Here is a 24,851-nt window from a genome sequence, read left to right as displayed (position 1 = left end):
CTTAAATAATAATTGAACGAAATTAATGTCTATTCAGTAATTTTTTATTAGATTTGAAATGATATCAAAATAATATTAAAATAATATGGAAAAGACAATCAAACCCCAATCCGGATACTTTATGGTATTCATAGCCTTCTGCCTCTTGGCATTTGTCGTTTTTACCATACTTGGTAAAGTTGTGTTCCTACTTGTCCCTAGTGTATTGATTTTCGCACTTACTTTACCGGGTTTTTTTATAGTAGAACCCAACAAGGCCGTGGTGCTGCTTTTGTTCGGATCTTATAAAGGAACAGTAAAAGACGATGGATTCTTTTGGGTGATTCCCTTTATGAGCAAGAAAAAAATATCTCTAAGGGTTCGGAACTTTGAAAATAAGCCCTTAAAAGTTAATGATAAAATAGGTAACCCGGTAATGGTAGGCACCATTGTCGTTTGGCAGGTGGCAGACACCTTTAAAGCCTCATTTGATGTGGATGACTATGAGAATTTTGTGCACTTACAAGCCGATGCGGCCGTTCGAAAGATGGCAGGGACTTATCCTTACGATAATTTTGAAGATGCGCATGCAGAAATAACTCTTCGCTCCGGGGTGGAAGATGTAAATAAATCGCTTGAAGATGAGATCAGTGACCGCTTGCAGCATGCAGGAATAAAAGTCATTGAAGCTAGAATTTCACATTTGGCCTATTCATCTGAAATAGCTTCTGCCATGTTGCAAAGACAGCAAGCCACCGCAATTGTTGCTGCCAGGAGAATGATCGTGGACGGCGCAGTGGGGATGGTGGAGATGGCTTTGGAAGATTTGAAGATAAAAGGAATTATTGATTTTGAGGATGAGAAAAAAGCGGCAATGGTAAGTAACCTGATGGTAGTCCTTTGCTCGGATAAAAATGCCAGCCCTGTAGTGAATGTAGGTACTTTAAATCAATAAGTATGGTATATAATGAATCACAGGCCTTAAAAGATGCTTGGTTTATACCTGTATTTTTTGGCCTTCAGTTCTTAGGAACTGCTATTGCATTGGTTTATGGTGTTATTGAATCAGATGAATCGACAAGCAATATGGTACTAGCGATTATCTTGTTTGTTTCTTTTCTTGTAGTTTGGATGATTGTTAGTATGAAGCTTCAGATCAGGTTGGATCCTACTGCGCTTTCTTTCAAAAGCCCTCCATTCATTAATACTTGGAGAAAATACAAATGGGAAGAGGTGACGAATATCCAACAAATTAAGAGGGGATCGAATTGGAGAGGGAGAGGGTTAGGTATACAATATGATCTAAAAGGGGAGTGGAAATACCTTTTCAGTACATCTCATGTAGTGAGAGTATCACTGAAAGATAGTAGTTTTGTATGGAGTACCCGTAATCCGAAGAAAATTCTGGAGGCTTGGGAAGAATGGAGAAGTGAAAGGTAATATATATGGCACAAAAGAAACCTTTTGCCTTGCGAATAGATGAGCGGCTGATGAAAGCCATGGAAAAATGGGCTGCAGATGAGTTCAGAAGTACCAATGGTCAATTGGAATGGCTGATACATGATGCATTAAAGAAAGCAGGCAGGTTACCAAAATCAAAAGATGAAAAAAATAAATAAGATCGACAAACTTATCCTCCCTATTTTGGCTATAGCTTAAAAGAGCTTACTTTTTGATCGCAATAAGGAGATTGTACAAGGGGGAAACTAAGAAAATTTGCTTAATTTGTTTGGTTAAATTTAAAACAAGTGATTACCTTAAAATATGGACAGTACCGAAAATAATCATATAGATCGATTAATTGAAAAATTGCTCGATAAATCAATTGAGGATCCAATGAAATATGGGGATCAGTTGGTACGGATAGGAGGAGAGGAAGTACAAGGAAAGCTAATCAATGTACTTAAATCAGGCGAAATGGATGATGCTTTTTTGGCTACCAAGGTACTCTCAAAGATGGATGATAAACAAATTGCTTTAGATGCTTTATTTGAAGTGATTCATCGGCCTGCAAACCAACACCAAAATGGTGGATTGGTCTCTCTGGTAGAAGAATTTGATATCATAGATAAATTTGTTGATTTGTTTAGGGTTTATCTTTTTGGGAATTTTAAATCTTCCACTTTAGCAAAGGTTCATTTGGATTATGCTGAATTTGACATAACGCCAAGAACCCTTAAAAAAGCCCAAAAACATTGGAATCATTTTCTCAACAATTCGTCTAATGGGGACGATTTTGAATTAAAAAAAGCTGAAGCAGGGACGATTTTGGCAGAGCTCAAAGACTTGCTTGATGAAGCGGAATAAAATCAAAAGCTAAAAATATATTTTAAACCTAAATTCAGTCCTAATAAAACATTCTCCTGAATTTCTAATCGAAAGAATTAAAATGAACCCAATCAAGATCAGATTATACATTTTTTCATTTTTATTATTATTTGTATGCCAATCTTCTTTTGCCCAACAAAGCTGGAAAGAAATCACCACGATTAAAGAATTATACAAGTCCTACCCGGACTTAGTAAAAGGTGCTTTTGATCATATTGATTTGGAGCACAAAGGGCTGGGAAAAGTAAAGGCAGCGGTTTCAAAACAGAACTGGGTGATTGCAGCCAATGAATTGTTGGCTTACTATAAAGTATCCGAAAATGGAATGGGACTTCGGAAAACCCTACCTAATGCTTCGTCAAAAACAGTAGCAGCAGCGGATACCATTCTAAAAGACGTATTTACTATTCAGAGTGTAAAAGGTAAAGTTCCTTTACTGGAAAATGGACACCGGGATTGGTACTATAAGGGCCCAAATAATGACAGGGAATGGGCTTGGCTCTCAAATCGACACAGCCAACTTTCCAATGTGATGGGAGCTTATTTTCAAACAGGGAACCCGAAATATGCACAATACATGGACCTGTTTTTGAGAGATTTTATTCTTGCAAGCTTGCCTTACCCTGCAGAGAAGAAATCTGAATCAATTTGGAGAGGACTTGAAGTGGCTGCAAGAGTAAAAACTTGGACCAGGGTTTTCTATGGCATGATGGAAAGTGAATATATCTCACCGGCTACCCGATTTTTGATTTTGAGTAGTTTACCGGATCATGCCCATTACAATAGAAATTTTCATAGTGGCAACAATTGGTTGACGATGGAAATATCCTCTTTGGCCACCGTTGTGGCCTATTTTCCGGAATACAAAGCTACCGATGAATGGATGGATTATGCGATTGCTACCATGACAGAGAGCATGCGGGGCCAGGTTTATCCTGATGGGGTTCAAACCGAATTGTCTTCTCATTACCATAATGTTTCCTTGATTAATTTTGAACTGTTCAAGGCCTTGTGTGATGAGGCGGGTCGAGAACTTCCGGAATATTTTACTCAGACCATAGAAAATATGTATGGCTATATTGCAAAAGCAATAAGGCCTGATGGGCATAGAATATTGAACAATGATGGGGATAGAGGCAGTGACCGAGCGTATATTTTAAAAGCTGCAAAAAAATACAATAAACCCGAATGGGCTTATTTAGCTAGTAATGGGAGTGAGGGAACAAAGCCTGCTGACGGACCATCTTACTTTATCCCCTGGGCAGGACAATTAATTTCCAGAAGTGGTTATGATGCCATGGCCCACTGGTCATTTTTTGATATAGGCCCTTGGGGTAGTGGTCACCAACACAATGATAAACTGCACCTGTCTCTTTCAGCATTCGGAAAGGACTTTCTTGTAGATGCAGGAAGGTATGCTTACACCGGAGAGATTGCAAAGAAATTTAGGCCTTATGCGTTAAGTAGCAAAGGCCATAATTTGGTTTTGATCGATGGGAAAGTTCAGGAGGACGGACCACGATTGGCAGACAAACCGGTGGATAGCAAGAGGGTTAAACTTACAGAGGACTTTGATTTTGCCTCTTCCTCCTTCGATGATTTCATTGAATTAGAAGGGAAAGCAAGTCACAATAGAAGCCTCTTTTATGTTAGAGGAGCGTTTTGGGTAGTAGTAGATAGGATCCGGACTGATCAGCCCAGGGAAATAAGTACCTTATGGCATTGGCATCCGGATGCAGATGTCCAGCAAAACGGCAATAATACCGTAGGGAGTTATTCTGAAGGTAGTCTGGAAGTTGTTCCTGTTGGTGATGTCTCATTTGATATTCAAATGATCAAGGGGCAAGAAGAACCTGAAATTCAAGGTTGGTACAGCCCTGAATACAATTTATACGAACCAAATGTAGCCAGCATCTACAATAGTGACATAAAGGATGACGCCACATTGGTGTGGTTGTTGATTCCCTCTCCGGGAAACGCCAGCAAGTATGAAAGCAGTGCTAAAATTATAGGAGAAAGTCAAAACGCAATTGAACTTGAAGTAAGTCACAATGGCCATACTTATGAACTTTCCATCCCTTTTGAGGACAATAGGTATGCCAAGTTTAGTAAAAGATAAACCATTATTGGTTGCGTTTTCTACAAGGCTAATTCCGAAAGTCTAAAGAATTAATTATACGAAAAGAGGCAGGTTTCTGTGAAGGAACCTGCCTCTTTGATTATGCTCTGGAGAATATTTATATTACTATTTATTTTTCATTAGGTCAGTGTCTTACTGATCTTGGATCAAAGTCCTGTATAATTAAATGGTGTTATTTCCTTTAACTCCTTTTTAATATCTTCAGACACATTGAGGTTATTGATAAATGTAGCTATTGAGTCTTCGGTAATTTTTTCATTTGTTCTGGTAAGCGCTTTCAGTGCCTCATATGGTTTAGGAAATGCTTCTCTTCTAAGCACTGTTTGGATGGCCTCTGCCACTACAGCCCAGTTTTCATCCAGATCTTTTTCTATGGCAGCTTGGTTCAATTCCAATTTATCTATGCCTTTATCCAGAGAAAGAAAAGCAATTTGCATATGAGCCAATGGAACACCTATTACCCGAAGAACAGTGCTGTCAGTCAAGTCTCTTTGGAGACGGCTGATGGGAAGTTTAGCTGCCAAATGCTCCAATAAAGCATTGGCTATACCAAGGTTTCCTTCAGCATTTTCAAAATCTATAGGGTTAACTTTGTGTGGCATAGCTGATGAACCCACCTCACCCGCTTTGATTTTCTGCTTGAAATAATTCATGGCGACATACTGCCAAATGTCCTTACTGAAATCTAGTAAGATGGTGTTCACTCTTTTGAGGCCATCAAAATGGGCAGCAAAATGATCATAGTGTTCAATTTGGGTCGTTGGGTAACTTCGGCTTAGACCTAGGTTTTTAGATACTAGGTTGTTGGCGAAGCTGTTCCAGTCAATTTCCGGAAAAGCCACGTGATGGGCATTCATGTTTCCGGTAGCACCACCGAATTTGGCAGCAAAAGGAATGTTGTTTAATAATTCCAATTGGGAAGAAAGACGGCTTACAAAAACATCAAATTCTTTCCCCAGACGAGTTGGAGAGGCGGGTTGCCCATGTGTTTTGGCCAACATAGGAACAGTGGCCCACTCTTCTGCGCGGGATTTGATTTTATCCAATACTTGGGTTAAAGCAGGAAGAATTACTTCTTTGATGCCATCCCTGTACATCATGGGTACGGCAGTATTGTTGATGTCCTGAGAGGTCAATCCAAAATGGATAAATTCCACTACCTCTTCAAGCCCTATAGCAGTGAATTTATCTTTCAAAAAATATTCGACCGCCTTGACATCATGGTTGGTGGTTTTTTCAATGTCTTTAATTGTCTGAGCGTCAGCCTCAGTGAAATCCTTCTCTATGGCCCTGATAACCTCAAATTTTTCCGGTTTCACACGCTTTAATTGAGGTAGAGGCAATTCACACAGGGCAATGAAATATTCAATTTCCACTTTTACCCTATACCGAATCAATGCATATTCAGAAAAATAGGCCATTAAAGGGCTTGTTTTGGAGGCATATCTGCCATCTATGGAAGAGATTGCGGTAAGCGGATTAAGTTTCATCATTTGTCTGTAAATCAATTGAGGCACAAAAATAAATGTTATTATTCAAAAGACGAGGCCAAGATTAAAATAATATAAAATAAAAGGGGATCCTGTTGCCAGAATCCCCTTAAAATAAACATTGTTAAGTTAACTAATAGTTGGGATAGTTTCTTATCAATTGGAGGCGAAGTGCTTCTGCAGAGTTACTATCAGCGCCCAATTTTCCTCTGATGACTACAGTATATATCCTGCCTTCTCTGAGGTGGATGTCATTTAAACGGACCAGTTCATTTTGGTTATCAGAAGAAGCCTTAAGGATAAAGTCTGTTTCTCCAATGTCTACATTGACAAAGTCGGTGAATTCCAAAAAGGAAAGACTTTCCAAAACTGCATCTTCATTGTTCCTTTGGTATAAATCGACTTCAGGTCCATCTGCTGCCAAGTGTACCAATCTTATCAGGGCTTTACCATTCACCGGCGTTTCCAAGCTGTCCTCTATAAATAAGGTGGTGTATTCATCATTTGATTCTGTCAGAAAAAAAGAGTAGGCCTTTTCAACGTCTAGGTTTACAGCAGTGTCTAGGAGCGATTGGTCTGAATCATTGTCTACAAATGAAAAATTTCTTTCACCTGTATAGAAATACCAATAATCTATGAATTCACCGAAATCAAATGATTTCCTATCATATACCGTGCTGTCGACCTCTATTTGGATATCCGATGATTCATTGGTTCCATTATAAAAAGAAACATAGGCAGTTGGTTCGTAGGCTGAACTTGGTCCCTCGTCGTCTAGACAAGAAAAAGTAATGGGAAGGATCATTAGCATTAACAAGTATTTCCCTTTTGCCGAAGCTTTTTTCTTTAAATAATTGATTTTAGCATTCATAATCTTATAGTTGTTTTGTTTTCTATTGCCAGTACGAATAGATGCCTCTAAGTGCTACAGTAGGATGAAAAAATATTTACGGTTCAAAGGAAAATGAAGGTTTTGAGATAAAGTTTGCTAACTATTTTTTCTCGCAATAGGTAATTGGGAAAGAGTGTGTTAATTTTGTATGAATTGCTCATCAAACTATTCCTTTTATTGTAATGCTGTTTAAACTATTTAAGAAGAAAAAAGATGATCTCGAAAAGGATGATCATTATCTTACCCTTAGAATTAGGGAAACTGTCCAAGAAACTTCTGATACTGTAACCATATATTTTGACCAGCCGGATCCCATCATGGATTACCTGCCCGGTCAATTCCTTACTATAATTGTTGAAATTAACGGAAAACAAGAGAGAAGAGCTTATAGCTTGTCGACTTCACCTTTTGTTGATCCTTTTCCAGGGATCACTGTGAAGCGTTTGGAAGGAGGCTTGGTTTCAAATTTCATTAATGATACTTTCGTGCCGGGTAAGCGGGTAACTGTTATGAAGCCTTTAGGTAATTTTACTGCTGAATACCATTCTCAAAACAAGAGAAAGTATGGTATGTTTGCCGGAGGAAGTGGTATTACTCCAATCATGGGGATTATCAAGTCTATATTAATTAATGAGCCGAAGTCTGAAGTGAATTTGTTTTATTGCAGTCGCTCTCAAGACATGATAATCTTTAATAAGGCGCTGAAAGAACTGGCAGAAAAACACCCGGGTAAATTAAATGTTATCCATAACCTTACCCAGCCCAAAGCAGGATGGGAGGGTGCTTCGGGGAGGTTGAACCAAGAAAAAGTCAGTGATTTTTTCGCCGAACATTTCAATCATTTTGCTGAAAACCAACGCTTTTTTATATGCGGACCTGAGGGCATGATGGAAACGGCTCAGCAAAGTTTGGGTAAGCTGGATGTAAAGAAGGAATTCATCCATAGTGAAAGCTTTTATCTTGAAAAAGAGGAAAATCAAGATGATGCTCCAGTTGAAGGCGTTATCAACAGACCAGTGAAAATTTTATTGGAAGGTGAAGAGTATAACTTTGACGTCGGTCCGAGTAAAACCATATTAGAGGCCGGATTAGACGAAGGATTAAATATGCCTTATTCCTGTCAGAGTGGGCTTTGTACTGCATGTCGAGGGAAACTACTTTCCGGAACAGTGGAAATGGAAGAGGATGCAGGCTTAAGTGAAAACGAAATAAAGGCTGGTTATATCCTTTGTTGTTCTGCAAAGCCTACCAGTGCAGAGGTTAAGATTCAAATTGACTAATGGCAGCAGAAAATCAAATTAAGGCAATGAAGAAAGATTTTCGTTTGTTGGAGCGAAATGTCTTGCTATTGATTGCCATCCCTTTACCCATTTTTTCTTTTGCCTATTTGTATGTGACAAGTGGCAACTTGGACTTCAATTTACCTGCTCTCCCTGAGGTGTTTAATTATATTCTCCTAGGCTTGGTAAGTGCAATGCTTGTGCTCCAACAAATTGCTTTTACCAAGCGAATAAAGGCCATCAGAAAAACCGGAGCGCTAGTAAGTCTAAAAGTCAAAGGATATGCCAAGGCCACTTTTTTGAGGTATTGGCAATTGTTTTGGATAGGGGTGTTGTGCGCTTTTGGTTTGTTTTTCTATGAGAATCAAGGCTTTACAATTGTGTACGCAGTCACTTTATTGTTTGTTTCTTTGGCGAAGCCAATGCCGGGCAGGATTGTAAGTGCCTTACGTCTAAAAGGAGATGAAAAAGAGCAAGTAATGGAAATTCAAAAAAGAGACCCTTTGGACTAAAAAAATAACCGCCAACCCTTTTGAGGGAATTCCCCACAAGGGTTGGCAGCTTTTATCTTTTTATAATGGTTGAATAGAGATATTCCCTGAACCGACTTTTCCGACGATCGTTCCGTTTTTACCATTGTTAATATAAATGGTACTTTTACCTGATTGGTTTCCTACCCTAATGTTTCCACTTCCTGCTTTTAAATCAAAATTATAATCCGATAAATTACTACCGGTATAGATTTGAATATTACCTGAAGAGGCGTTCAAGCTGGTGTTCAGTCCAAGACCAGCATTATCTGCCTTGATATTTCCTGAGCTTACCTCCAGATTACCTAATTCCCCTACTTGGTTTAATTTTATATTCCCGGAGGTGAGTTTGGCATTTAATAAACCTGATAAGGAATTGACTTTTAGCTGTCCACTGGTGGCTTTAAAGTCCATGTTTCCAATTACATCTTCAATTGTGGCATTACCGGAAGTGAGTTTGCAGTCTAGATTGCCTGTTAAGCCTGCCAATTGGACATTCCCCGAGGAGGCTTTTAAGCTTAAGTCTCCATTGATGTCTGAAGCCTTTATTTGCCCGGAACTTGCCTCAATCTGGTGTGATGTTGCGCTTACTCCGGAGATGTAAGTAGCTCCGGAACTTGATTTTATGTTTATTTGAATATTTGATGGACCGGTTAATCTAAGGTATCGTTTACTTTTTGGTCGTGAATTAGTTCTACCATCAAAGGCAATTTTTAAGGTGTTACCCACCGTTATCATAACCAGATCCTTGTCCGCATTTTCTTCATGGCCTAAAAATGCTTCTAATTCTATCTGGGCTAAATTATCTTGTCCTTCATATTGGATCTCTATAGCTCCGGATTTTATTTCAAGGATTTCTATACCGGAAAACGATTTATTGATGACTTGTTGGCCTTGGGAAGATCCTAGACCGGTAAATAGCAGACCTATTAGCAATAGCAGGTGTTTTAAATTGTGTTTCATAGTTAAGTGGGTTGTTTATTATTAGAAAACCAATCCAAAGGAAAATGGACTAAGGCTAGGGCTAAGGGGCTTTTGGAAAAATGGGTTGAAGTCATAAGTGCTGTAGAAAGTAACACTTCTAAAACCAATTTCGCCTCTAAGCCCATACCTGAAATTGCTGAGGTAGCCACCGGCAGATGTTTTGTCTTTTTTTCTGCCTGACCCGCCGATCTCTCTGTATACAAATTTGCTTCGGCCTCCCAACCTATATCCTGCATAGGGTCCGATGGCAACTCTCAAGCCATTTTTACCACTGTCATTCAACTTTCCAAAATCTAATTTATACATGGTCAACACATTTAAATAGGATGCAGATACTTTGCTTTTAAAGCCATTTACATCAGTTCTGTCTACAAAAGAAACCCCGTTTTCAGTGCCTAGTATTTGGTAGTTGGCATTGTCCAATTTGAAATTATACCAACTCAGCCCAAGACCGAAATCCCAGTACCTTCCCTTGGATAGCTTTTGACTGGCCATCCAGTTCCAACCAATGTTCCAGCTTCCCCAGCCTTTTGGGCTATGGGGTTTTATCCCTCCCGGTATATTTCCGTTTTCAAAAAATGTATTGATCCCCAAGTCCATATTTATATAGGTCCTAAATTCCGGGTCTTTTTCTTTCTTTGGTTCAGTGATAAGCCGAACCTTGGTTTTAGAGCCTTTCTCGTCAACAATTACCTTATACCTTCCTACAGTAACTTCCGTTTCCTCTTTGTCCTCATAGATGGTGACAATTTCCTTGTTTCCTTCTTTATGTTTGATTTCAACTACTGTGAGTTCACCGTCTTTGGTTGTTTCCGGTAGGTCAAGTTCTTTGATGATTTGGTTGATGTCCATATTTTTCAATCTTTCAAAATCATCAGGGTTGTCGATTACAAAAACCATCTTTCCTGAATGGCCAAACTCCACAATGATGCTATCATTTAGGGGTCTCTCATCCGGGATTTCAGGGTTTCCAAATACCATTTGTGCTAGTGCCATCAGAAGAATGACAATTATGTACCTTTTCATGTCTGTAAATATCTAGTTAGTTTTTCTTTTTTCGCGTTTTGTAGTCAGTGAGGCAAAGAGGTTGTTTTTGGCATCCCGAAGGTCACCAAATCCTTCATCCACTTTGGTAAAAAAGCCACCGATTTTATTTTCAAGCTCTGCTACCAATTGTTCTTTTTCAGGTTGTATGGCATATCCATTGGAGATTATTTTCACTTTATAATCTTTGTTTGATTTTTCAGTTGTTTCGTTTCTATTTAAAGAGGGATTGAAAGCCAACTGTTCTCTTATTGTTGTAGTTAATTCATCTTTATTAAGGGGCTCAATTTGGGCCAATACTTGAGGCAATTGCTCTCTAACTCTTTTTTTACTTGTCCATGTTTGTCGTATTAGAGGCTTGTCCAGTTTTTCTTTAGAAGTCAACCCTCTGCTTTTTGAAATTGGTTCCTGAGTTATATTTTTTGTTTGACTTTTTACTTTTTCCTTCCCGGCAATCTCGGTAGTTGGTGAAATGCTGTAAGGATCTTTTTCTGATATTTTGGTGTCTTGGACAGCCAAAGAAGTTTTTTGAACTTCTACATCAAAAGAGTGATGAAATAGCCAAAATGAAACCAAAACTACTGCTACCCCAGCGGCCCATCTCCAAGGAGTAAATAAGAATCCTTTGTTCTTTTTGTCCAAAGAAGCGGATAATTTATCCCATACCTCAGGGGCCGGACTTGTGGAATGATTGCTTAAGGCATTTTTGAACAATTTGTCCAAATCATCTATATTATCTGCCATTGCTTTTTTGTTTAATTGAATGAGGGGCGATTTGCTTTTGCAAAAGTGACCTGGCCCTGCTCAGTTGAGACTTTGAGGTGTTTTCTGCAATCCCTAATAAATTACTTATTTCACTGTGGCTATAACCTTCTATGGCATATAAGTTAAAAACTGTTCTATATCCCACAGGCAGGGAGGCCACTAATTTTAATAATTCATCTGCTCCTATTTTGCCAAATACCAAATTTGAAGAAGTGATATGGTCCTGATCATCCCAATCTACTTCCATTAATAATTTCTTATTCTTTCTGAGCGTTTGCAAAGCTTGGCTTACCATGATTTTTTTCATCCAGCCTTCAAAACTGCCCTCTTGTCTATAAGTGTTTAACTTTTCAAATATTTTCATAAAACCCTCTACCAATACATCCTGAGCCAAGTCCTGGTCTTTGATGTACCGCAAACAAATGCTCAGAAATTTACTTGAATAAAGCTCATACAAACCTCTCTGGCTTTTTCTGTCTCCTTCAAGGCAACCTTTGATCAGGCCGAGCTCTATTCCTGTATGGTTTTCTTTGAGTGGCATTTATTTTTGTCTTCAATAAGGTAGATACCCAAAATGTTAAAATGGTTGCATGCCAAAGTTAAAAAAATTAACAAAAATTAATATTCGATTTTAAATAATTGTAATTCAGGTAGTTGTATTTAGAATGTGGCCTTGTAATTGATAGTTATTGCGACCTTACTCCATTCGCCTTTCTCTACATGCACAGGATGAATATAGCTGTCAAGATCAAAAATGCTTGCAAAATAGCCATTCTCTTCTACCGTGAAGATGGAATATTTGCCGGGGGGGAGTTCTACAGAAAATTCTCCCTCGTCATTGGTCTCTATGGATGCAACAAGAGGTGTCTCGATACTTCCGAAAAGATAATCACCTAAGCTTGCTTGGTTGATATGGGTCAATTGATGGATATGTATGGTTCGCTTTACCGGATTTTGAGCAGCAGGAGAAAGACTTGAAGCTTCATCTTGGGAAGCTTGGGGCATTTGATTTCCTTCAATCCAATAAACATTCCCATGGATTCCCTGATTTTTCATTTTCTGAGGTTTGCAAGAGGCAAAAACCACTAATCCGAGAAAACACAAATAGGTCAATTTAAGGAAGGTATTCATTGATGCTTCATTTAAGTTTAGTTTTCCATAAGATCCAATGAAATACACCCTCTAAATTCCGGAAAATAATAGGAAAGATTCCATATAAAGCGGGCTGATCGTATTCCAGTTTAATTTGTCTTTCAAAATTCCGGCCAATTCTTCTCTGGCCTCAGGTTCTCCATGTATTAAAAAGGTGAATTTGGGTTTTGAAATAAAATTATCACACCAGTCTACAAGCTCAGTTTGGTCTGCATGGGCAGATAAGCCATCTATATAGACCGGCTTAGCTTTTACAGGGACATCTATCCCATAAATTCTACAAGTTTCCTCGCCTTCGAGTATCCTTCGCCCTCTTGTTCCTTCTGCTTGATATCCCACAAAGAGGATGCTGTCTTCTTTATTGGGTAATCTATTGTAAAGGTGGTGTAATATTCTCCCTCCTGTAGCCATCCCACTTGCCGAAATAATAATGGCATTGTTTTTTATATTATTTAGGCTGATGGAAGATTCTTGGTCTCTGTAATAATGTAGGTTTTTATGTAAGAAAGGATTGGCATTTGAGTTCTCAAGCGAAGGGCCTAAATGGTGGTATTCAGGAAAGTGTTTGTATAAACTTGTCACGTCAATGGCCATGGGGCTGTCTACATAGATAGGGATTTGAGGGATAAATCCCTTTTGTTGAAGCCGGTGTAGGTAAAACAATATCATTTGAGTCCTGCCAACAGCAAAAGAAGGGATTAGAGAAACCCCTCCATTGTAATAGGTGTCACGAATTACCTTTCCTAACTTTCTATCAATCCCGGAGGATTCGTTTACTCGGTTTCCATACGTGGTTTCTAAAAACAATACATCAGCAAAAGGTATTTCTGCCGGAGGGTTTAAAATGGGGTCTTTTGTCCTACCTAAATCTCCGGAAAACACAATGCTTTTTTCCTGATTGTTCCCTTTGATCTGTAATTTTAGTATCGCAGCACCCAGAATGTGGCCCGCATTGTATGCAGTGATACTTAACTGATCATTAATTTTGACAGCTTGGTCAAAGGATATGGGTTTGAGTTTTGGGAATACTTTTTCTGCATCCTCCCGGGTAAACAAAGGTTGTGGGTTTTTATGCTTTGAGTAGCCCTTCTTGCGGGCGAACTTTGCCTCTTCTTCTTGTAGTTTGCCTGCATCCAGTAATAAAATCTTAACCAATTCTAAAGATGCTTCAGTTAAATAGATGGGCCCCTGGTAACCTTCTTTTACTAATTTGGGCAAGTATCCCGAATGGTCGATATGGGCATGTGTAAGTAAAACAATATCAATTGTTTCAGGTGGAATAGGGAAGGTCTCCCAGTTTCTTAGTCGGTTTTCCTTTAATCCTTGGAATAATCCGCAATCAACGAGAACCCTCAGCGATCCGATTTCTAAAAAAAAGCGAGATCCTGTGACTGTTCCTGCGGCGCCTAAAAATTTAACTTTTACATCCATAGTGGTATTTTTTTGGGCAATTGACATTGTATAACCTTTGAGATTTAGGTCCGATTTATGTTTAGTTAAAGTATCGCTTTATAACCTATAAACCTAAAATTCAAATGAGATTTTTTTCTTTTTCAAAAGGTTTGAAAAAGAAGGTCAATTGGGGAAATCGAAATAATCGATCTAAGTCTTAAGGTAGGTGTATTGGATTAATGAAGGAGTTGCCAAGGGACATTACCCGTGAGGAGGCATGCCTTGCTTCGAGGTTCAGGTTTTTTAGTTAAGCCTAATTAATTAGCTTGAAGGTGTCTTTTATGCCTTTAAGGAAGTTTACAAATGCTGGGGTTGAGAAAAATATTACCCTTGCTTATCATATGAAATAAGCAAGGGTAATAACATAGACAGATTGATAAGTATACACTAGCCTAGCAAACTACTTTTTCATTATAAAACTCTCACTGAACAAGGATCTGGAAAGGCTATCGGTTGATGATTGTTTGTGGTCATTAATACAGTTCAAGCAAAGCAAGCCATTTTCATTGTACACCCAAAAGTTTTGGCTATTGATATCCCTGTTTTTATATCCGTCTTTTCCTAAGGTATTTCTTAAAATGGAAAGTAATTTACGATCGATTACAAAGGCTTTATTATAGGGTATAAATAAAGTCTGCTCTAAGTGTTGCATCCTAAACTTTGCTGTATCTGGGAAGGTCAAGGATTTGTCAAATACTAGGAGGCTGTCTGTAAGTTGTAATTCATAGGCTACCTGCGAAGCATTTTCAATGGCATCACTTCTATTTGATCCCTTAGAAACAAATTTTTGCTTAACAATTAAGTCATCTTTCTCATGTCCTTTAAGTTGTAACTTAACAAAGCCAAGTTCCCCTTCATCTATCCCATTGTTTTCAGCGCTAATTAAAAGTGTGCTTTCAGGAACTTCAAGTTTCTGGTCAACAGTAAAACTGCCTTCACTTTTAAACTGACCTATTATTTTTGGAGCTTGGAAAGCGCCCATAAGGATACACATGATCCAGATGCCAAAAATAACAAGACCAAACCGTCCATCAATCAGGTTTCTTTTGATTAATACACTTATACCCAAAAGGACCAATACTATACTTGGTATAAAGACGATCACAGATAGGGCAATTGCCAACCATAAGGGTAAAAGCTCAGCAATGGTATTGATAGGGAAGCCATCCCACATATAAGCCCAATCATTGTTAATGATCAATTCACTGTAAAGTCCTAAGAATGCAAGAGGAATTATAAGGATTACCATCCCTAAGGTGAAAATTAGGAGACCGAAGAACACCCTTATGACTGCCAATAAAAATGCCCCAAAAGGGCCAAGTGCTTTCCCTATGGCATTAATTGCTTTTCCTAGGAACCTAAACGGAGCGAGCACTATTCTTTTTGAAGTAGACTCCTCCTTGGTGCTTTCCGTAGATAGATTTTGCTGAATGGTTGTCTCAATATTACTTAAAGTTATTGCTCCCCCTTTCATCTCAATCCTCTCCGTTATGGATTTGGCCATAGGGGTAATTATCCAAAGAATAAAGTACAATACAAATCCTGAACCTCCGGCAAAAGTAAGGCCGAAAAAAGCCAGGCGTACCCAAATGACATCTATATCAAAATAGGCAGCTAAGCCACTACCTACACCTCCCAAAACCCTATCATCAGGGTTTCTGTATAGCTTCTTGATATTTTTATCTTCCGGTTTATCATAGGAGACCGGAAGAATAATCCATAATAATGCATAAGCGATTACCGTCCACCAGCCTATGGCTGTGTTCAAATGAAAGCCTTCAGAAAGGAATGGTAAGCTTAATGCATTTAAATTTAAGCCACCGCTAAATAGCATTAATATGGTGATGAGTCGGGTCCAAAGTGGGTCTATGGAAAAATAGTTTGCAAAACCGGCGCACACACCGCCGAGTATTTTACCATGGACAAGGCGGGTTAGTTTTTTATACCCTTTACCTGAATTTTGATCCGGGGGAGTTACGTACTTATAAAAATCACTGTTAGAATCCTCAGTCTGTTTTTCTTCTTCCAAGTCCTGTTCAATAGCTTTAAAATCCGCTATTGTTCCCATTTTTTGGATTAGGTTTGAAACATTGTCTGCTGTAATAACCTGCTTGTTATTTTTTAGATTACTAAGGAAAATTTCGGCAATCCTATTTTCAATGTCGGTAATAATTTCTTGATTATCCTCGTAATGGGAGAAATGCTGATTGATGGCATCCAAATAATTTTTTAATGCGGTATAACCATCCTCCTCAATATGGAAGAGAATGCCACTGATATTTATGCTAATTGTCTTTTTCATGATTTAAATGACTAAGGTCAAGAAAATATATTAATAAACTTGATCGTTCCTATTCGTTTTTTGCTTTCGCGATAATTTGGTTGACAGATGTATCCAGGTTTTCCCATGTCTGCTGTAGGTCATTTAAGAATTCCAGACCCTGAGGCGTGATAGAATAATATTTTCTTGGTGGACCTGCTTCTGATTCCACCCATTTATAGGAAGCCAATTTGGCGTTTTTCAGCCTGTTTAAAAGTGGATATAAGGTACCTTCTACAATTATCATCTCAGCACTTTGCAACTCTTCTATCAGATCGGTCGCGTAGACCTCTCCTCTGGAAATGATATGTAATATGCAGAATTCCAAAATCCCTTTCCGCATTTGGGTTTGGGTGTTTGAAGCTTTCATGTTTAGTTGTTCAAAGAAATATACTTGTTCACAATTATTTTTATCGATTGATAACACCTATTGGAAAAACAATACCAACTTTTGGCCTGCTAGTAGGTATTGCCTAATTCCATGGTATACAAAGATCGAAGTAATACCCAATTTTGGGCTAAAATGCGTTATTATTTGTTTTAAAAGCAGATTATGGTAGGGCTAATAAAACATTAAAATTTTGCGTTTTTTTTATTCTAACAAGTATTACCAATAACCAAAGTATTTTTTTGGATGTCACCGTACAGTTTATTGTTCACATGTGAACAATTCCGAACAAAGCATTCAATAATTTTTTAATTTCAGAATATTTACAATGGTTTTTTCTTTTTACTTTGCGAAAGGATTATTATTTAAACTCATGTTTGGTAGGGTAAATTTTTGTGTGTTGGTGGGGATTTTGCTATCAGGAGCCGTCAGAGCCCAAGGGATAGCCCCTAAATATTCCAACGAATTCATGAACATTGGAATTGGAGCTAGGGCTTTAGGTATGGCCGGAGCCCAAGTGTCAGCAGTCAATGATGTTACCGCCGCCTATTGGAATCCTGCAGGTTTGCTTGGGATCAAGCACGAGCACGAATTCTCTTTGATGCATGCCGAGTATTTTGCAGGAATTGCAAAATTTGATTTCGCAGGTTATTCTACAAATATTCAAGAAGACAATCAAATAGCGGTATCACTCATCAGATTTGGGGTAGATGATATCCCTGATACTCGATTTTTATATGATGCCAATGGAGCCTTAAATTATGACAATATACAGTTTTTTAATGCTGCGGATTATGCATTGCTATTGTCCTTTGCAAGGGACGTTAGTGATTATTTAAAAGTGGGAGTTAATGCAAAAGTAATTCATAGAAATGTAGGTAAATTTGCCAAGGCATGGGGCTTTGGGTTAGATTTTGGAGCTATTTATGTGGAAAATGGTTGGCGTGTGGGCTTAATGGCCAGAGACATTACTACCACTTTCAATGCTTGGTCGCACAATGCTGAATTGGTTAGAGATATATATGCCCAAACCCAAAATCAAATTCCTATTAATAGTATAGAACTTACCCTCCCAAGAGCTACCCTAAGTTTTTCCAGAAACTTTGAACTGACTGAGGAGATTGATTTTTTGACGGTATTGGATTTAGATTTAACCTTTGACGGAGAAAGAAACGCCTTGTATGGAAGTGACTTGTTTAATTTGTCTCCTAAAATTGGAATGGAGCTGGGGTATAGGCAGACTGCATTTTTTAGGTTAGGGGCGGGAAATGTGCAAACATTGAAAGATTTTGATGGTTCCAAATATACTTCTTTTCAACCCGGATTTGGCTTGGGGTTTAGGGTAAGTGAGGCCGTTCTAGTGGATTATGCCCTTACAGATATAGGTAGTATTTCAGAAACACCTTATTCCCATGTTTTCAGTGTTAAAGTTTCACTTAACCCATTAAAGTCTGGTTTTAGATTATATGATGGATTATAGAATAAATATTTTTATGGCCTTGCGTATGGCCTTCCTTTTGGTGGGGATACTACTACACTTTTTTGTGAGTGGGCAGTCAAATGATTGGTTGAATTATGATAGAGACTATTATAAAATACCTACAAGCTCCGATGGGATATATCGATTAAGCTATACCACACTTTCTGCATCAGGGCTGTCGGTAGATGATTTAGATCCACGAGAAATCAAAGTTTATCACAGAGGTGAAGAGGTGTCGGTGTATATAAGTGGTCAAGAAGATGGCTCATTTGATCAGAATGATTACTTGGAATTTATAGGAAAAAGGAATGATGGAACATTAGACAAATTATTGTATGAAGATGAATCTTGGATGACCAACCCTCATTACAATACACACAATGATACTACAGCATTCTTTCTTACAATAGACCCGGGGAATATGGGTAAAAGGATTTCAGCCCCTGCTGCTGGAGAAGGCTTGGAACAAGTAGATACTTATGAGCTGGAGTCCTTGCAGCATTTTGCTGAGCAATATGCTTTGGGAAGAGAATATTTCCCCGGAGTACATTTATCCGTATATGACCAAGGTCAAGGCTGGACTTCTGCCACAATTTCAAGGGGAAGAAGTAGAACATTAACCTTTGAAAGCTTGGGACAGGTAGTGGAAGGCAATGCTAACCCGGTGCTAGAGCTTAGCCTAGGCGGGAGATCCGAAACCTCCCATAAAATGTCTGTTGAGATAGGCCCTACTGTCAATAACTTAAGAGAACTGGGGCAGTATACCTTTGAAGAATTTGAGAACTATGTGCTGGTAGAACAACTTGAGCAGGCTGATTTTTCAGCCGGAGGAGAATGTTATATTCGGGTGACTTCCATGGGGGTTGACAATAACCTTGACAATATTTCCATAAATTATGCGCAGTTAAATTACAGCAGTACTGGTGTTTCAGGTGATTTTGAGGTGGAGAATATTACTTTTAGTGAAGGGAATAAAGCCTTGGTCATCAATAATGTCAATGAGGAATACACTGCATATAACATCACAGATATTTCTAATCCGATAAGACTGGAGGTGAAAAAAACAGGTGCAGACCTTTACCTTCCCACAGGGGCAACAGCAGGCCAAGTCCTGATTCAAAATCAAGAAAATATTGTTGAATTAAACGTATTAGAAAAGGTTAGGTTTAGGGATTTACTCAATCAACCGGCGAACTTTATTATTATCTCTCACAAATTGCTTAGAGAGCCGGCAGACAATTATGGGGACCCGGTAGGGGCATATGCTGCTTACAGGGCCACGCCTGTGGGAGGTGGCTTTGATACACTAACAGTGAATGTACAGGATTTGTACAATCAATTTTCTTACGGGGAAAAATCACCTTTGGGAATCAGAAGGTTTTTAGCACTTTATCAAGAGCAGTATGTTCCTGAAAATATCCTCTTAGTAGGTAGAGCTTATGGTATTTTCAATACGAAGAGGTCCTCAGGGATTACTTATTTTTATAGAGACAACCCTGCGGTTTTTAGTTTTCAAGAGTTGGTTCCTACTTTTGGGTATCCCTATTCTGATAACCGATTTGTGATTGGACTAGACCCATCAAAGCCATTGGAACGAAACATTAGTGTCGGCCGAATTCCGGCTAGAACCCCCAACGATGTGGCGGCTTATTTGGATAAAATAAAGGAAAAGGATGCCTTAGGCGTTTCAGAGACTTGGCAGAAAGATTTGATACATCTGAGTGGAGGAAGGTCAGCCTTTGAGTTGGAAAGGTTTTATAATTTCCTCAATGGTTTTAAGGTAATCGCTGAGGATGTTTATCTGGGAGGGAATGTGGAGACGGTAAGAAAAAGGTCAAATGAAACTACCGAATTAATTAATATTTCAGACCAAATAAATGCAGGTTTGAGTTTGGTAACCTTTTTTGGTCATGCAGCTCCTTCCACTACTGATATTGACATTGGTTTTGTAAGTGTCAATGAGATGGGGTATAGAAATAAAGGAAAATATCCTATCTTACTTTTAAATGGCTGTGATGCGGGAAATGCTTTTGGGGATGCTTATACTTTTGGAGAAGATTGGATCATTACTCCGGAACGTGGGGCTTCAAATTTTTTGGCACATGCAGATGTGGGGATCGATGTGTATTTAAGAAGGTTTAGTGAGTCATTTTATACCACGGCCTTTGCTGATTCAAGCATGATTTACCAAAATCTAGGAAAAGTTAAACTTCAGGCGGAAAAATTGTTCTATTCCAGGTATGGGGATTCTGAAGTTAATCAATCTCATGCCAACCAAATTATTATGTTAGGGGATCCGGCAGCTAGGATTTTCCCTGCCAATAAAGCAGATTATGCGGTTTATGCAGATGATATTGAGCTTGGAGGAGTTAATGATCAAGTTTTGAACTCACTTTCCGATACCTTGGAACTTAGCCTCCCAATAAGGAATTTAGGGATTGTAGATCTAGATGAGGTGGATGTGGATGTCAGTCGACAACTGCCGGACGGAACCCTTATTACCCTACCCACAAATACAATACCACCTGTATTTAGATTAGATACTTTGGTGCTTTCCATACCCAATTCAGGCATTAATTCTTTTGGAGATAACTTGTTTACCATCACTATAAATAAAGGCAAAGAGATTGAGGAAATGACTTATGCCAACAATACAGTGTCGGTTTCATTCTTTGTTCCTTTAAGTGGAACACTGAATTTATTTCCTTTAGATTTTGGCATTGTTAATGAAAGAGAAGTAGAATTAATTGCACAAATTCCGGGATTGGCTACAGAGCAAAGAAACCTAACTATTCAGCTGGATACCGCCTCAGATTTCTCAAGTCCAAGAAGGAAAGAGGTGAGGATCACCACTAGTAATTTGGCCAGATGGAAAGTGAATTTATTTGAAGATATTCCTCAAGCTGATTCATTGACATTTTATTGGAGGACTAAGTTTTCCACCCCTAGAGAAGGAGAAGATGTAAGCTGGAAAGGGAGTAGCTTTTCTTATATAGAAAATGGGCCGGAAGGCTGGACCCAAAGAAAATTACCTCAATTTTTAGACAACCAATTATCCAATCTCAGTATTTCAGTTTCCGATCAACAGTGGCAGTTTCAAGAGACAGCCTTAAATATTGATGTTTTTACCTTTGGTTCAGAAAATGAAGATTATAGTGTAGAGAACACCCAAATAATGTTGAATGGGGTAGCATATATTTTAGATACTTTCAATCGCTTTTGTAAGAATGGAACACTTGGTTTGATGGCCTTTGACCATCAAACTCTGGAGCCCTACTTGCCGGTGCCATTGGTAACCATTGATGTTTTGGATTCGAGGTCGTGTGGTAGGGTTCCTCAGGTTATACAGAGCATATCCAATGCCAACATAACCGGAGAAGGGAATACCATGTTATTGGACTTTGTAGATGGAATGAAAGAAGACGATTATGTTATTATTTTCTCAGTTGGGGAGGTGACATTTTCTGATTGGCCTGACGAAGCATATATCAAATTAAAGGAATTAGGAGCGAATGAGGCTACGTTACGAAACTTAGTAACCGGTGATCCTTATATACTTTTTGGAAAAAAAGGAATGCGTCCGGGGGAAGCCATTGAGGTGGTGCCAACCACAGATGATGAAATTGAAAGAGATTCTCAGGTTATTTCTTTCGAAACAGATATTCAGGGTTATTTTCCTACGGGTAATATACTGTCCCCAAAGGTGGGGCCTGCATCCGATTGGATTAGCTTTTTTAATGAGGTGAGAGGGAAAGATTTGTTTCAACCGGAAAATAGTTCAATGGATGTGCTAGGAGTAACTCCTGATGGAGGCGAGGTGTCTTTGTTGCAAGATGTTACCTTGGAAACGATGGATCTTACGGGGTTTGATGCCAGTAGCTATCCTTACCTTAGATTGCGTTATTCTTTGGAAGATTTGCCTGATCAAGAGTTACCACAATTGGCCAAGTGGCAGGTGGATTATACCGGAGTCCCGGAGGGTGTGCTGATCTTGAATGATCAACGAAGCGAAGTGATTTTAGACGAAGGAGAAGCAGATCAATTGACTTTTGAATTTATCAATATTTCTAAACATGATTTCCTTGATTCCATTCAAGTAGACTATTCTTTCCTGAATGTTGATCAACGGAAAGTTACAGAGCATACATTTAAAATACCGGCTGTAAAAGGAGGGGAGTCCACAATTTTTACCATTGACTTTGACTCCAAAGGGAATGGAGGCAATAATTCCTTGAACGTATTTGTAAACCCAAGAATTTTAACGGAACAAGTTTATAGAAATAATGTAATGGATTTGCCTGAATTCTATAAAGTAAATGGCGACGATTTAAATCCGGTTTTAGATGTCAATTTTGATGGAAAATACATAATGAATGGAGACATTGTTTCTCCAACGGTCATTATTTCTGCAAAAGTGAAAGATGAAAATAAGATTGCCCTCAAACAAGATACCACAGGGATGGAGTTGATGCTAAGGGCACCATGTGAAACTTGTGAATTTGAGAAAATTAGCTTCAGCAATGAAAGGGTAAAGTGGTTCCCTGCCACCGATAATGCAGATTTCACCATAGAATTTCAGCCCGGACCATTAGATGATGGAATTTATACCTTAAAAATTAATGCAAGTGATGCCGCAGGAAATATGGCCGGATCTGTTCCCTATGAGGTTAGCTTTGAGGTGATCAATGAGAGCCAAATTACTAATTTTTATCCTTATCCCAACCCTTTTAGTAGTAGTGTAAGGTTTGTGTTTACCGTTACAGGGGCGGAGATTCCTGATGAAATAAAAATCCAAATCATGACCATTACTGGGAAAGTGGTCAAGGAAATTTTTCAGGATGAATTGGGTCCTGTATCTATTGGGAATAATATTACTGAATATGCCTGGGATGGAAAAGATGAATTTGGCGATCAATTGGCCAATGGCGTTTATATTTACAGGGTTATGGTAAGAAAAAATGGACAGTTTATGGAGCATAGAAATACTTCCGGGGACAAGGCCTTCAAGAAGGGGTATGGGAAAATGTATTTATTGCGATGATGAAGCCAAGTAATAAATTACCAGCCCGTTTTCTTTAAGAATCCTAACAGCCGGGTTGTTACTTATACCGTTAATTTCCATTGAGTGAAAAAGAACAATAATTGCTGCCCCATTTATAAGTGCTTCTACACTTTTCTTGCGTTCCAAAATCGATTCCTTCTCGCTAAGTTGGTAGTTTTTCCCTTCTAAAAACCGGGTTTTTGGAGCAATTTGAAGAACATCATTGTTTAAAAAGGAAAGCATAATTTTTTCAGGAGCATCAGTATAAATTTGTTGGCGATTTCCAATCAGTAGCTTGTCAATGGTTTGCTTTTTCTTGCTGTAATGAAAGTTTTTTGCTGCAAATAAAGATGAAACATCATCTCTTTGCCAAATCAAATAATGGCCCAATAAAGTATGGCCTGTAATAAGAATGGCAATTGTTATCAAGGCCACTACTTTTCGCGTTTGTATCAGAAATAGCCATAGTGCCATTGATAACACTAGCAGGTGCGGGAATAAAGTTCTGAAGTTAATTTCTTTGTAACCGATCCACTGTTGAAAGCCAAGGAAAAATGCGCTATATATTAGGCTGATCAAGATTAGTTTATAAATTGGCTCCCTGAAATTATGCCGGAATCTGACAATGTAATAGCTTAACAAAATGAAACCCAAGCAGCCTAAGGTAAAGGCTATCGTCATTGGTATGTATTGGGTAATGAAGTCGGAAAAGATCAATCCAAGGCTTACTTGTGCCCAAGTAGCCAAATTTTCATAGAAAAGCTTAAAGGGATTTGTTGGTGTCATTTCTAAAACTATCTGATTGGACAGATGGATTTGGAGTATATTTTCCGGAAGGACCAGTTGATATACAGCCCATGAGCTCAAGATGGCACCTATTACAATTGCCCATTGTTTTTCTTTACTTAGGATTATCCATCCAGCTAAAAGTGGTACCAAAAATAAGGTGTTAAGCTTGGACCACACCATTATTGCTGAAAGTAGGCTTATTAGAATGATATTCCTTTTGTCAGAAGCCTTCTTCCAAATAAATAAATATAACCAAAACAGTAACAAGATATAAAAATGGCTGTCTGCATGGGCTCTTCCCAATATGCGGAAGGACCACCATGAAAGTAGGCTGCAGCCTAAAGCATAAAATAAACCTTTGTTTTGAAATTTGATTTGTTTGTAAAATTTAAAATTGAAAAGTATAGCGAGTAAAAACATCGCTATTGCCGAAACAGTTGCGCTATCAAAAACGGAAAGAAAAGTAAATGGGGGTAAAGAAAGCATATAAGAATAAAAGGGAGACAATACGCCCAGTGCTTCATAATTCCCTTCAATCATTTTAAAATACCCAATGGTGTCAGGAGTGATATATGGGCCATATTTCCAAAAATCCAATAAGGTGCCAATCAGGATAGTAAAAAAAAGTATTTTTAAAGCAATAACAGATTTGCTTTCGCTAATGAGCGAATTTTGACCGGATACCTTTCTATATGAATTCAACATAAACGTCAGTTGTTTTGAAAGAATAAATTAGCTTGAGGAGCAAAATCACCGTTTTTGATTTGTTTGGCTTGTTTAATAAAAATGTAAATTCT

Annotated in this window: 20 protein-coding genes; 9 read left to right on the top strand and 11 right to left on the bottom strand. The window is 38.4% G+C overall.

Annotation, left to right across the window (positions count from 1 at the left end; genetic code table 11):
• Window positions 1-85: 85 nt before the first annotated feature.
• The 5 genes from Q4534_RS18870 (at window position 86) to Q4534_RS18850 (ending at window position 4,426) form a co-directional block, all read left to right on the top strand.
• On the top strand, window positions 86-934 hold the full coding sequence (locus tag Q4534_RS18870; protein ID WP_303614710.1) for an SPFH domain-containing protein: 849 nt from the start codon (window positions 86-88) through the stop codon (window positions 932-934).
• Between the two features lie 2 nt (window positions 935-936).
• Entirely contained in the window at window positions 937-1,419 is a 483-nt protein-coding gene (locus Q4534_RS18865; protein WP_303614709.1) for a hypothetical protein, read from the top strand.
• Window positions 1,420-1,424: 5 nt separating this feature from the next.
• On the top strand, window positions 1,425-1,598 hold the full coding sequence (locus Q4534_RS18860) for an Arc family DNA binding domain-containing protein (protein ID WP_303614708.1): 174 nt from the start codon (window positions 1,425-1,427) through the stop codon (window positions 1,596-1,598).
• 145 nt (window positions 1,599-1,743) lie between these two features.
• Window positions 1,744-2,286 (top strand): HEAT repeat domain-containing protein, encoded by a 543-nt coding sequence (locus Q4534_RS18855; RefSeq protein WP_303614707.1) that lies wholly within the window; start codon window positions 1,744-1,746, stop codon window positions 2,284-2,286.
• Window positions 2,287-2,368: 82 nt separating this feature from the next.
• Window positions 2,369-4,426 carry an alginate lyase family protein gene (locus Q4534_RS18850; RefSeq protein ID WP_303614706.1) on the top strand — a complete coding sequence of 686 codons (2,058 nt, stop codon included), beginning with the start codon at window positions 2,369-2,371 and terminating at the stop codon, window positions 4,424-4,426.
• A 167-nt stretch (window positions 4,427-4,593) separates the two neighbouring features.
• Here Q4534_RS18850 and purB read toward each other — a convergent pair whose 3' ends face one another.
• Window positions 4,594-5,937: an adenylosuccinate lyase gene (gene purB, locus Q4534_RS18845; protein WP_303614818.1), complete on the bottom strand. Its 1,344-nt coding sequence runs from the start codon at window positions 5,935-5,937 to the stop codon at window positions 4,594-4,596.
• 133 nt (window positions 5,938-6,070) lie between these two features.
• Entirely contained in the window at window positions 6,071-6,808 is a 738-nt protein-coding gene (locus Q4534_RS18840) for a DUF4397 domain-containing protein (protein ID WP_303614705.1), read from the bottom strand.
• A 203-nt stretch (window positions 6,809-7,011) separates the two neighbouring features.
• Here Q4534_RS18840 and Q4534_RS18835 point away from each other — a divergent pair, with 203 nt between their 5' ends.
• Together Q4534_RS18835 and Q4534_RS18830 are read left to right on the top strand one after the other, a co-directional pair.
• Window positions 7,012-8,109, top strand: a complete 1,098-nt coding sequence (locus Q4534_RS18835) for a ferredoxin--NADP reductase (RefSeq protein WP_303614704.1) — start codon at window positions 7,012-7,014, stop codon at window positions 8,107-8,109.
• A gap of 26 nt (window positions 8,110-8,135) precedes the next feature.
• Window positions 8,136-8,621, top strand: coding sequence for a hypothetical protein (locus Q4534_RS18830; protein ID WP_303614703.1), 486 nt, complete (start codon window positions 8,136-8,138; stop codon window positions 8,619-8,621).
• 60 nt (window positions 8,622-8,681) lie between these two features.
• Here the strand turns inward: Q4534_RS18830 and Q4534_RS18825 are convergent, their stop codons facing one another.
• From Q4534_RS18825 to Q4534_RS18790, 8 genes are all read right to left on the bottom strand, one after another.
• Complete coding sequence (locus Q4534_RS18825; protein WP_303614702.1) at window positions 8,682-9,602, bottom strand: DUF4097 family beta strand repeat-containing protein; 921 nt, start codon at window positions 9,600-9,602, stop codon at window positions 8,682-8,684.
• A gap of 21 nt (window positions 9,603-9,623) precedes the next feature.
• Window positions 9,624-10,649, bottom strand: a complete 1,026-nt coding sequence (locus tag Q4534_RS18820) for a hypothetical protein (protein WP_303614701.1) — start codon at window positions 10,647-10,649, stop codon at window positions 9,624-9,626.
• 12 nt (window positions 10,650-10,661) lie between these two features.
• The gene (locus Q4534_RS18815; RefSeq protein ID WP_303614700.1) at window positions 10,662-11,411 is read right to left on the bottom strand and encodes a hypothetical protein; all 750 of its coding nucleotides are present in this window, start codon (window positions 11,409-11,411) and stop codon (window positions 10,662-10,664) included.
• Entirely contained in the window at window positions 11,401-11,973 is a 573-nt protein-coding gene (locus Q4534_RS18810; RefSeq protein WP_303614699.1) for an RNA polymerase sigma factor, read from the bottom strand. Before Q4534_RS18810 ends, Q4534_RS18815 begins: the two co-directional genes overlap by 11 nt.
• Before the next feature lie 119 nt (window positions 11,974-12,092).
• Window positions 12,093-12,488 (bottom strand): carboxypeptidase regulatory-like domain-containing protein, encoded by a 396-nt coding sequence (locus Q4534_RS18805; protein ID WP_303614698.1) that lies wholly within the window; start codon window positions 12,486-12,488, stop codon window positions 12,093-12,095.
• 126 nt (window positions 12,489-12,614) lie between these two features.
• Complete coding sequence (locus Q4534_RS18800) at window positions 12,615-14,015, bottom strand: MBL fold metallo-hydrolase RNA specificity domain-containing protein (RefSeq protein WP_303614697.1); 1,401 nt, start codon at window positions 14,013-14,015, stop codon at window positions 12,615-12,617.
• Between the two features lie 421 nt (window positions 14,016-14,436).
• A complete protein-coding gene (locus Q4534_RS18795; RefSeq protein WP_303614696.1) occupies window positions 14,437-16,338 on the bottom strand; it encodes a PspC domain-containing protein in 1,902 nt (633 codons plus the stop codon).
• Between the two features lie 49 nt (window positions 16,339-16,387).
• A complete protein-coding gene (locus Q4534_RS18790) occupies window positions 16,388-16,726 on the bottom strand; it encodes a PadR family transcriptional regulator (RefSeq protein WP_303614695.1) in 339 nt (112 codons plus the stop codon).
• A 391-nt stretch (window positions 16,727-17,117) separates the two neighbouring features.
• On the opposite strand from Q4534_RS18790, the gene Q4534_RS18785 reads away from it, so the two are divergent.
• Window positions 17,118-18,224, top strand: a complete 1,107-nt coding sequence (locus Q4534_RS18785) for a PorV/PorQ family protein (RefSeq protein ID WP_303614694.1) — start codon at window positions 17,118-17,120, stop codon at window positions 18,222-18,224.
• Window positions 18,211-23,265, top strand: coding sequence for a C25 family cysteine peptidase (locus Q4534_RS18780; protein ID WP_303614693.1), 5,055 nt, complete (start codon window positions 18,211-18,213; stop codon window positions 23,263-23,265). Before Q4534_RS18785 ends, Q4534_RS18780 begins: the two co-directional genes overlap by 14 nt.
• On the opposite strand, the gene Q4534_RS18775 is transcribed toward Q4534_RS18780, so the two are convergent.
• The gene (locus Q4534_RS18775) at window positions 23,254-24,759 is read right to left on the bottom strand and encodes a hypothetical protein (RefSeq protein ID WP_303614692.1); all 1,506 of its coding nucleotides are present in this window, start codon (window positions 24,757-24,759) and stop codon (window positions 23,254-23,256) included. The two genes, Q4534_RS18780 and Q4534_RS18775, sit on opposite strands and share 12 nt — an antisense overlap.
• Window positions 24,760-24,851 lie beyond the last annotated feature (92 nt).

The sequence above is a fragment of the Cyclobacterium sp. 1_MG-2023 genome (assembly GCF_030546805.1).
Taxonomy (GTDB): domain Bacteria; phylum Bacteroidota; class Bacteroidia; order Cytophagales; family Cyclobacteriaceae; genus Cyclobacterium.
Note: the sequence above shows the minus strand (reverse complement) of the source record. Positions and strands in the feature narration are given on the sequence as shown.

What these genes read in the sequence shown, in the direction of transcription:
- Q4534_RS18870 (WP_303614710.1), top strand. Translation starts at nt 86, where the DNA reads ATGGAAAAGACAATCAAACCCCAATCCGGATACTTTATGGTATTCATA.
- Q4534_RS18865 (WP_303614709.1), top strand. Translation starts at nt 937, where the DNA reads ATGGTATATAATGAATCACAGGCCTTAAAAGATGCTTGGTTTATACCT.
- Q4534_RS18860 (WP_303614708.1), top strand. Translation starts at nt 1,425, where the DNA reads ATGGCACAAAAGAAACCTTTTGCCTTGCGAATAGATGAGCGGCTGATG.
- Q4534_RS18855 (WP_303614707.1), top strand. Translation starts at nt 1,744, where the DNA reads ATGGACAGTACCGAAAATAATCATATAGATCGATTAATTGAAAAATTG.
- Q4534_RS18850 (WP_303614706.1), top strand. Translation starts at nt 2,369, where the DNA reads ATGAACCCAATCAAGATCAGATTATACATTTTTTCATTTTTATTATTA.
- purB (WP_303614818.1), bottom strand. Translation starts at nt 5,937, where the DNA reads ATGAAACTTAATCCGCTTACCGCAATCTCTTCCATAGATGGCAGATAT.
- Q4534_RS18840 (WP_303614705.1), bottom strand. Translation starts at nt 6,808, where the DNA reads ATGAATGCTAAAATCAATTATTTAAAGAAAAAAGCTTCGGCAAAAGGG.
- Q4534_RS18835 (WP_303614704.1), top strand. Translation starts at nt 7,012, where the DNA reads ATGCTGTTTAAACTATTTAAGAAGAAAAAAGATGATCTCGAAAAGGAT.
- Q4534_RS18830 (WP_303614703.1), top strand. Translation starts at nt 8,136, where the DNA reads ATGAAGAAAGATTTTCGTTTGTTGGAGCGAAATGTCTTGCTATTGATT.
- Q4534_RS18825 (WP_303614702.1), bottom strand. Translation starts at nt 9,602, where the DNA reads ATGAAACACAATTTAAAACACCTGCTATTGCTAATAGGTCTGCTATTT.
- Q4534_RS18820 (WP_303614701.1), bottom strand. Translation starts at nt 10,649, where the DNA reads ATGAAAAGGTACATAATTGTCATTCTTCTGATGGCACTAGCACAAATG.
- Q4534_RS18815 (WP_303614700.1), bottom strand. Translation starts at nt 11,411, where the DNA reads ATGGCAGATAATATAGATGATTTGGACAAATTGTTCAAAAATGCCTTA.
- Q4534_RS18810 (WP_303614699.1), bottom strand. Translation starts at nt 11,973, where the DNA reads ATGCCACTCAAAGAAAACCATACAGGAATAGAGCTCGGCCTGATCAAA.
- Q4534_RS18805 (WP_303614698.1), bottom strand. Translation starts at nt 12,488, where the DNA reads ATGAAAAATCAGGGAATCCATGGGAATGTTTATTGGATTGAAGGAAAT.
- Q4534_RS18800 (WP_303614697.1), bottom strand. Translation starts at nt 14,015, where the DNA reads ATGGATGTAAAAGTTAAATTTTTAGGCGCCGCAGGAACAGTCACAGGA.
- Q4534_RS18795 (WP_303614696.1), bottom strand. Translation starts at nt 16,338, where the DNA reads ATGAAAAAGACAATTAGCATAAATATCAGTGGCATTCTCTTCCATATT.
- Q4534_RS18790 (WP_303614695.1), bottom strand. Translation starts at nt 16,726, where the DNA reads ATGAAAGCTTCAAACACCCAAACCCAAATGCGGAAAGGGATTTTGGAA.
- Q4534_RS18785 (WP_303614694.1), top strand. Translation starts at nt 17,118, where the DNA reads ATGTTTGGTAGGGTAAATTTTTGTGTGTTGGTGGGGATTTTGCTATCA.
- Q4534_RS18780 (WP_303614693.1), top strand. Translation starts at nt 18,211, where the DNA reads ATGATGGATTATAGAATAAATATTTTTATGGCCTTGCGTATGGCCTTC.
- Q4534_RS18775 (WP_303614692.1), bottom strand. Translation starts at nt 24,759, where the DNA reads ATGTTGAATTCATATAGAAAGGTATCCGGTCAAAATTCGCTCATTAGC.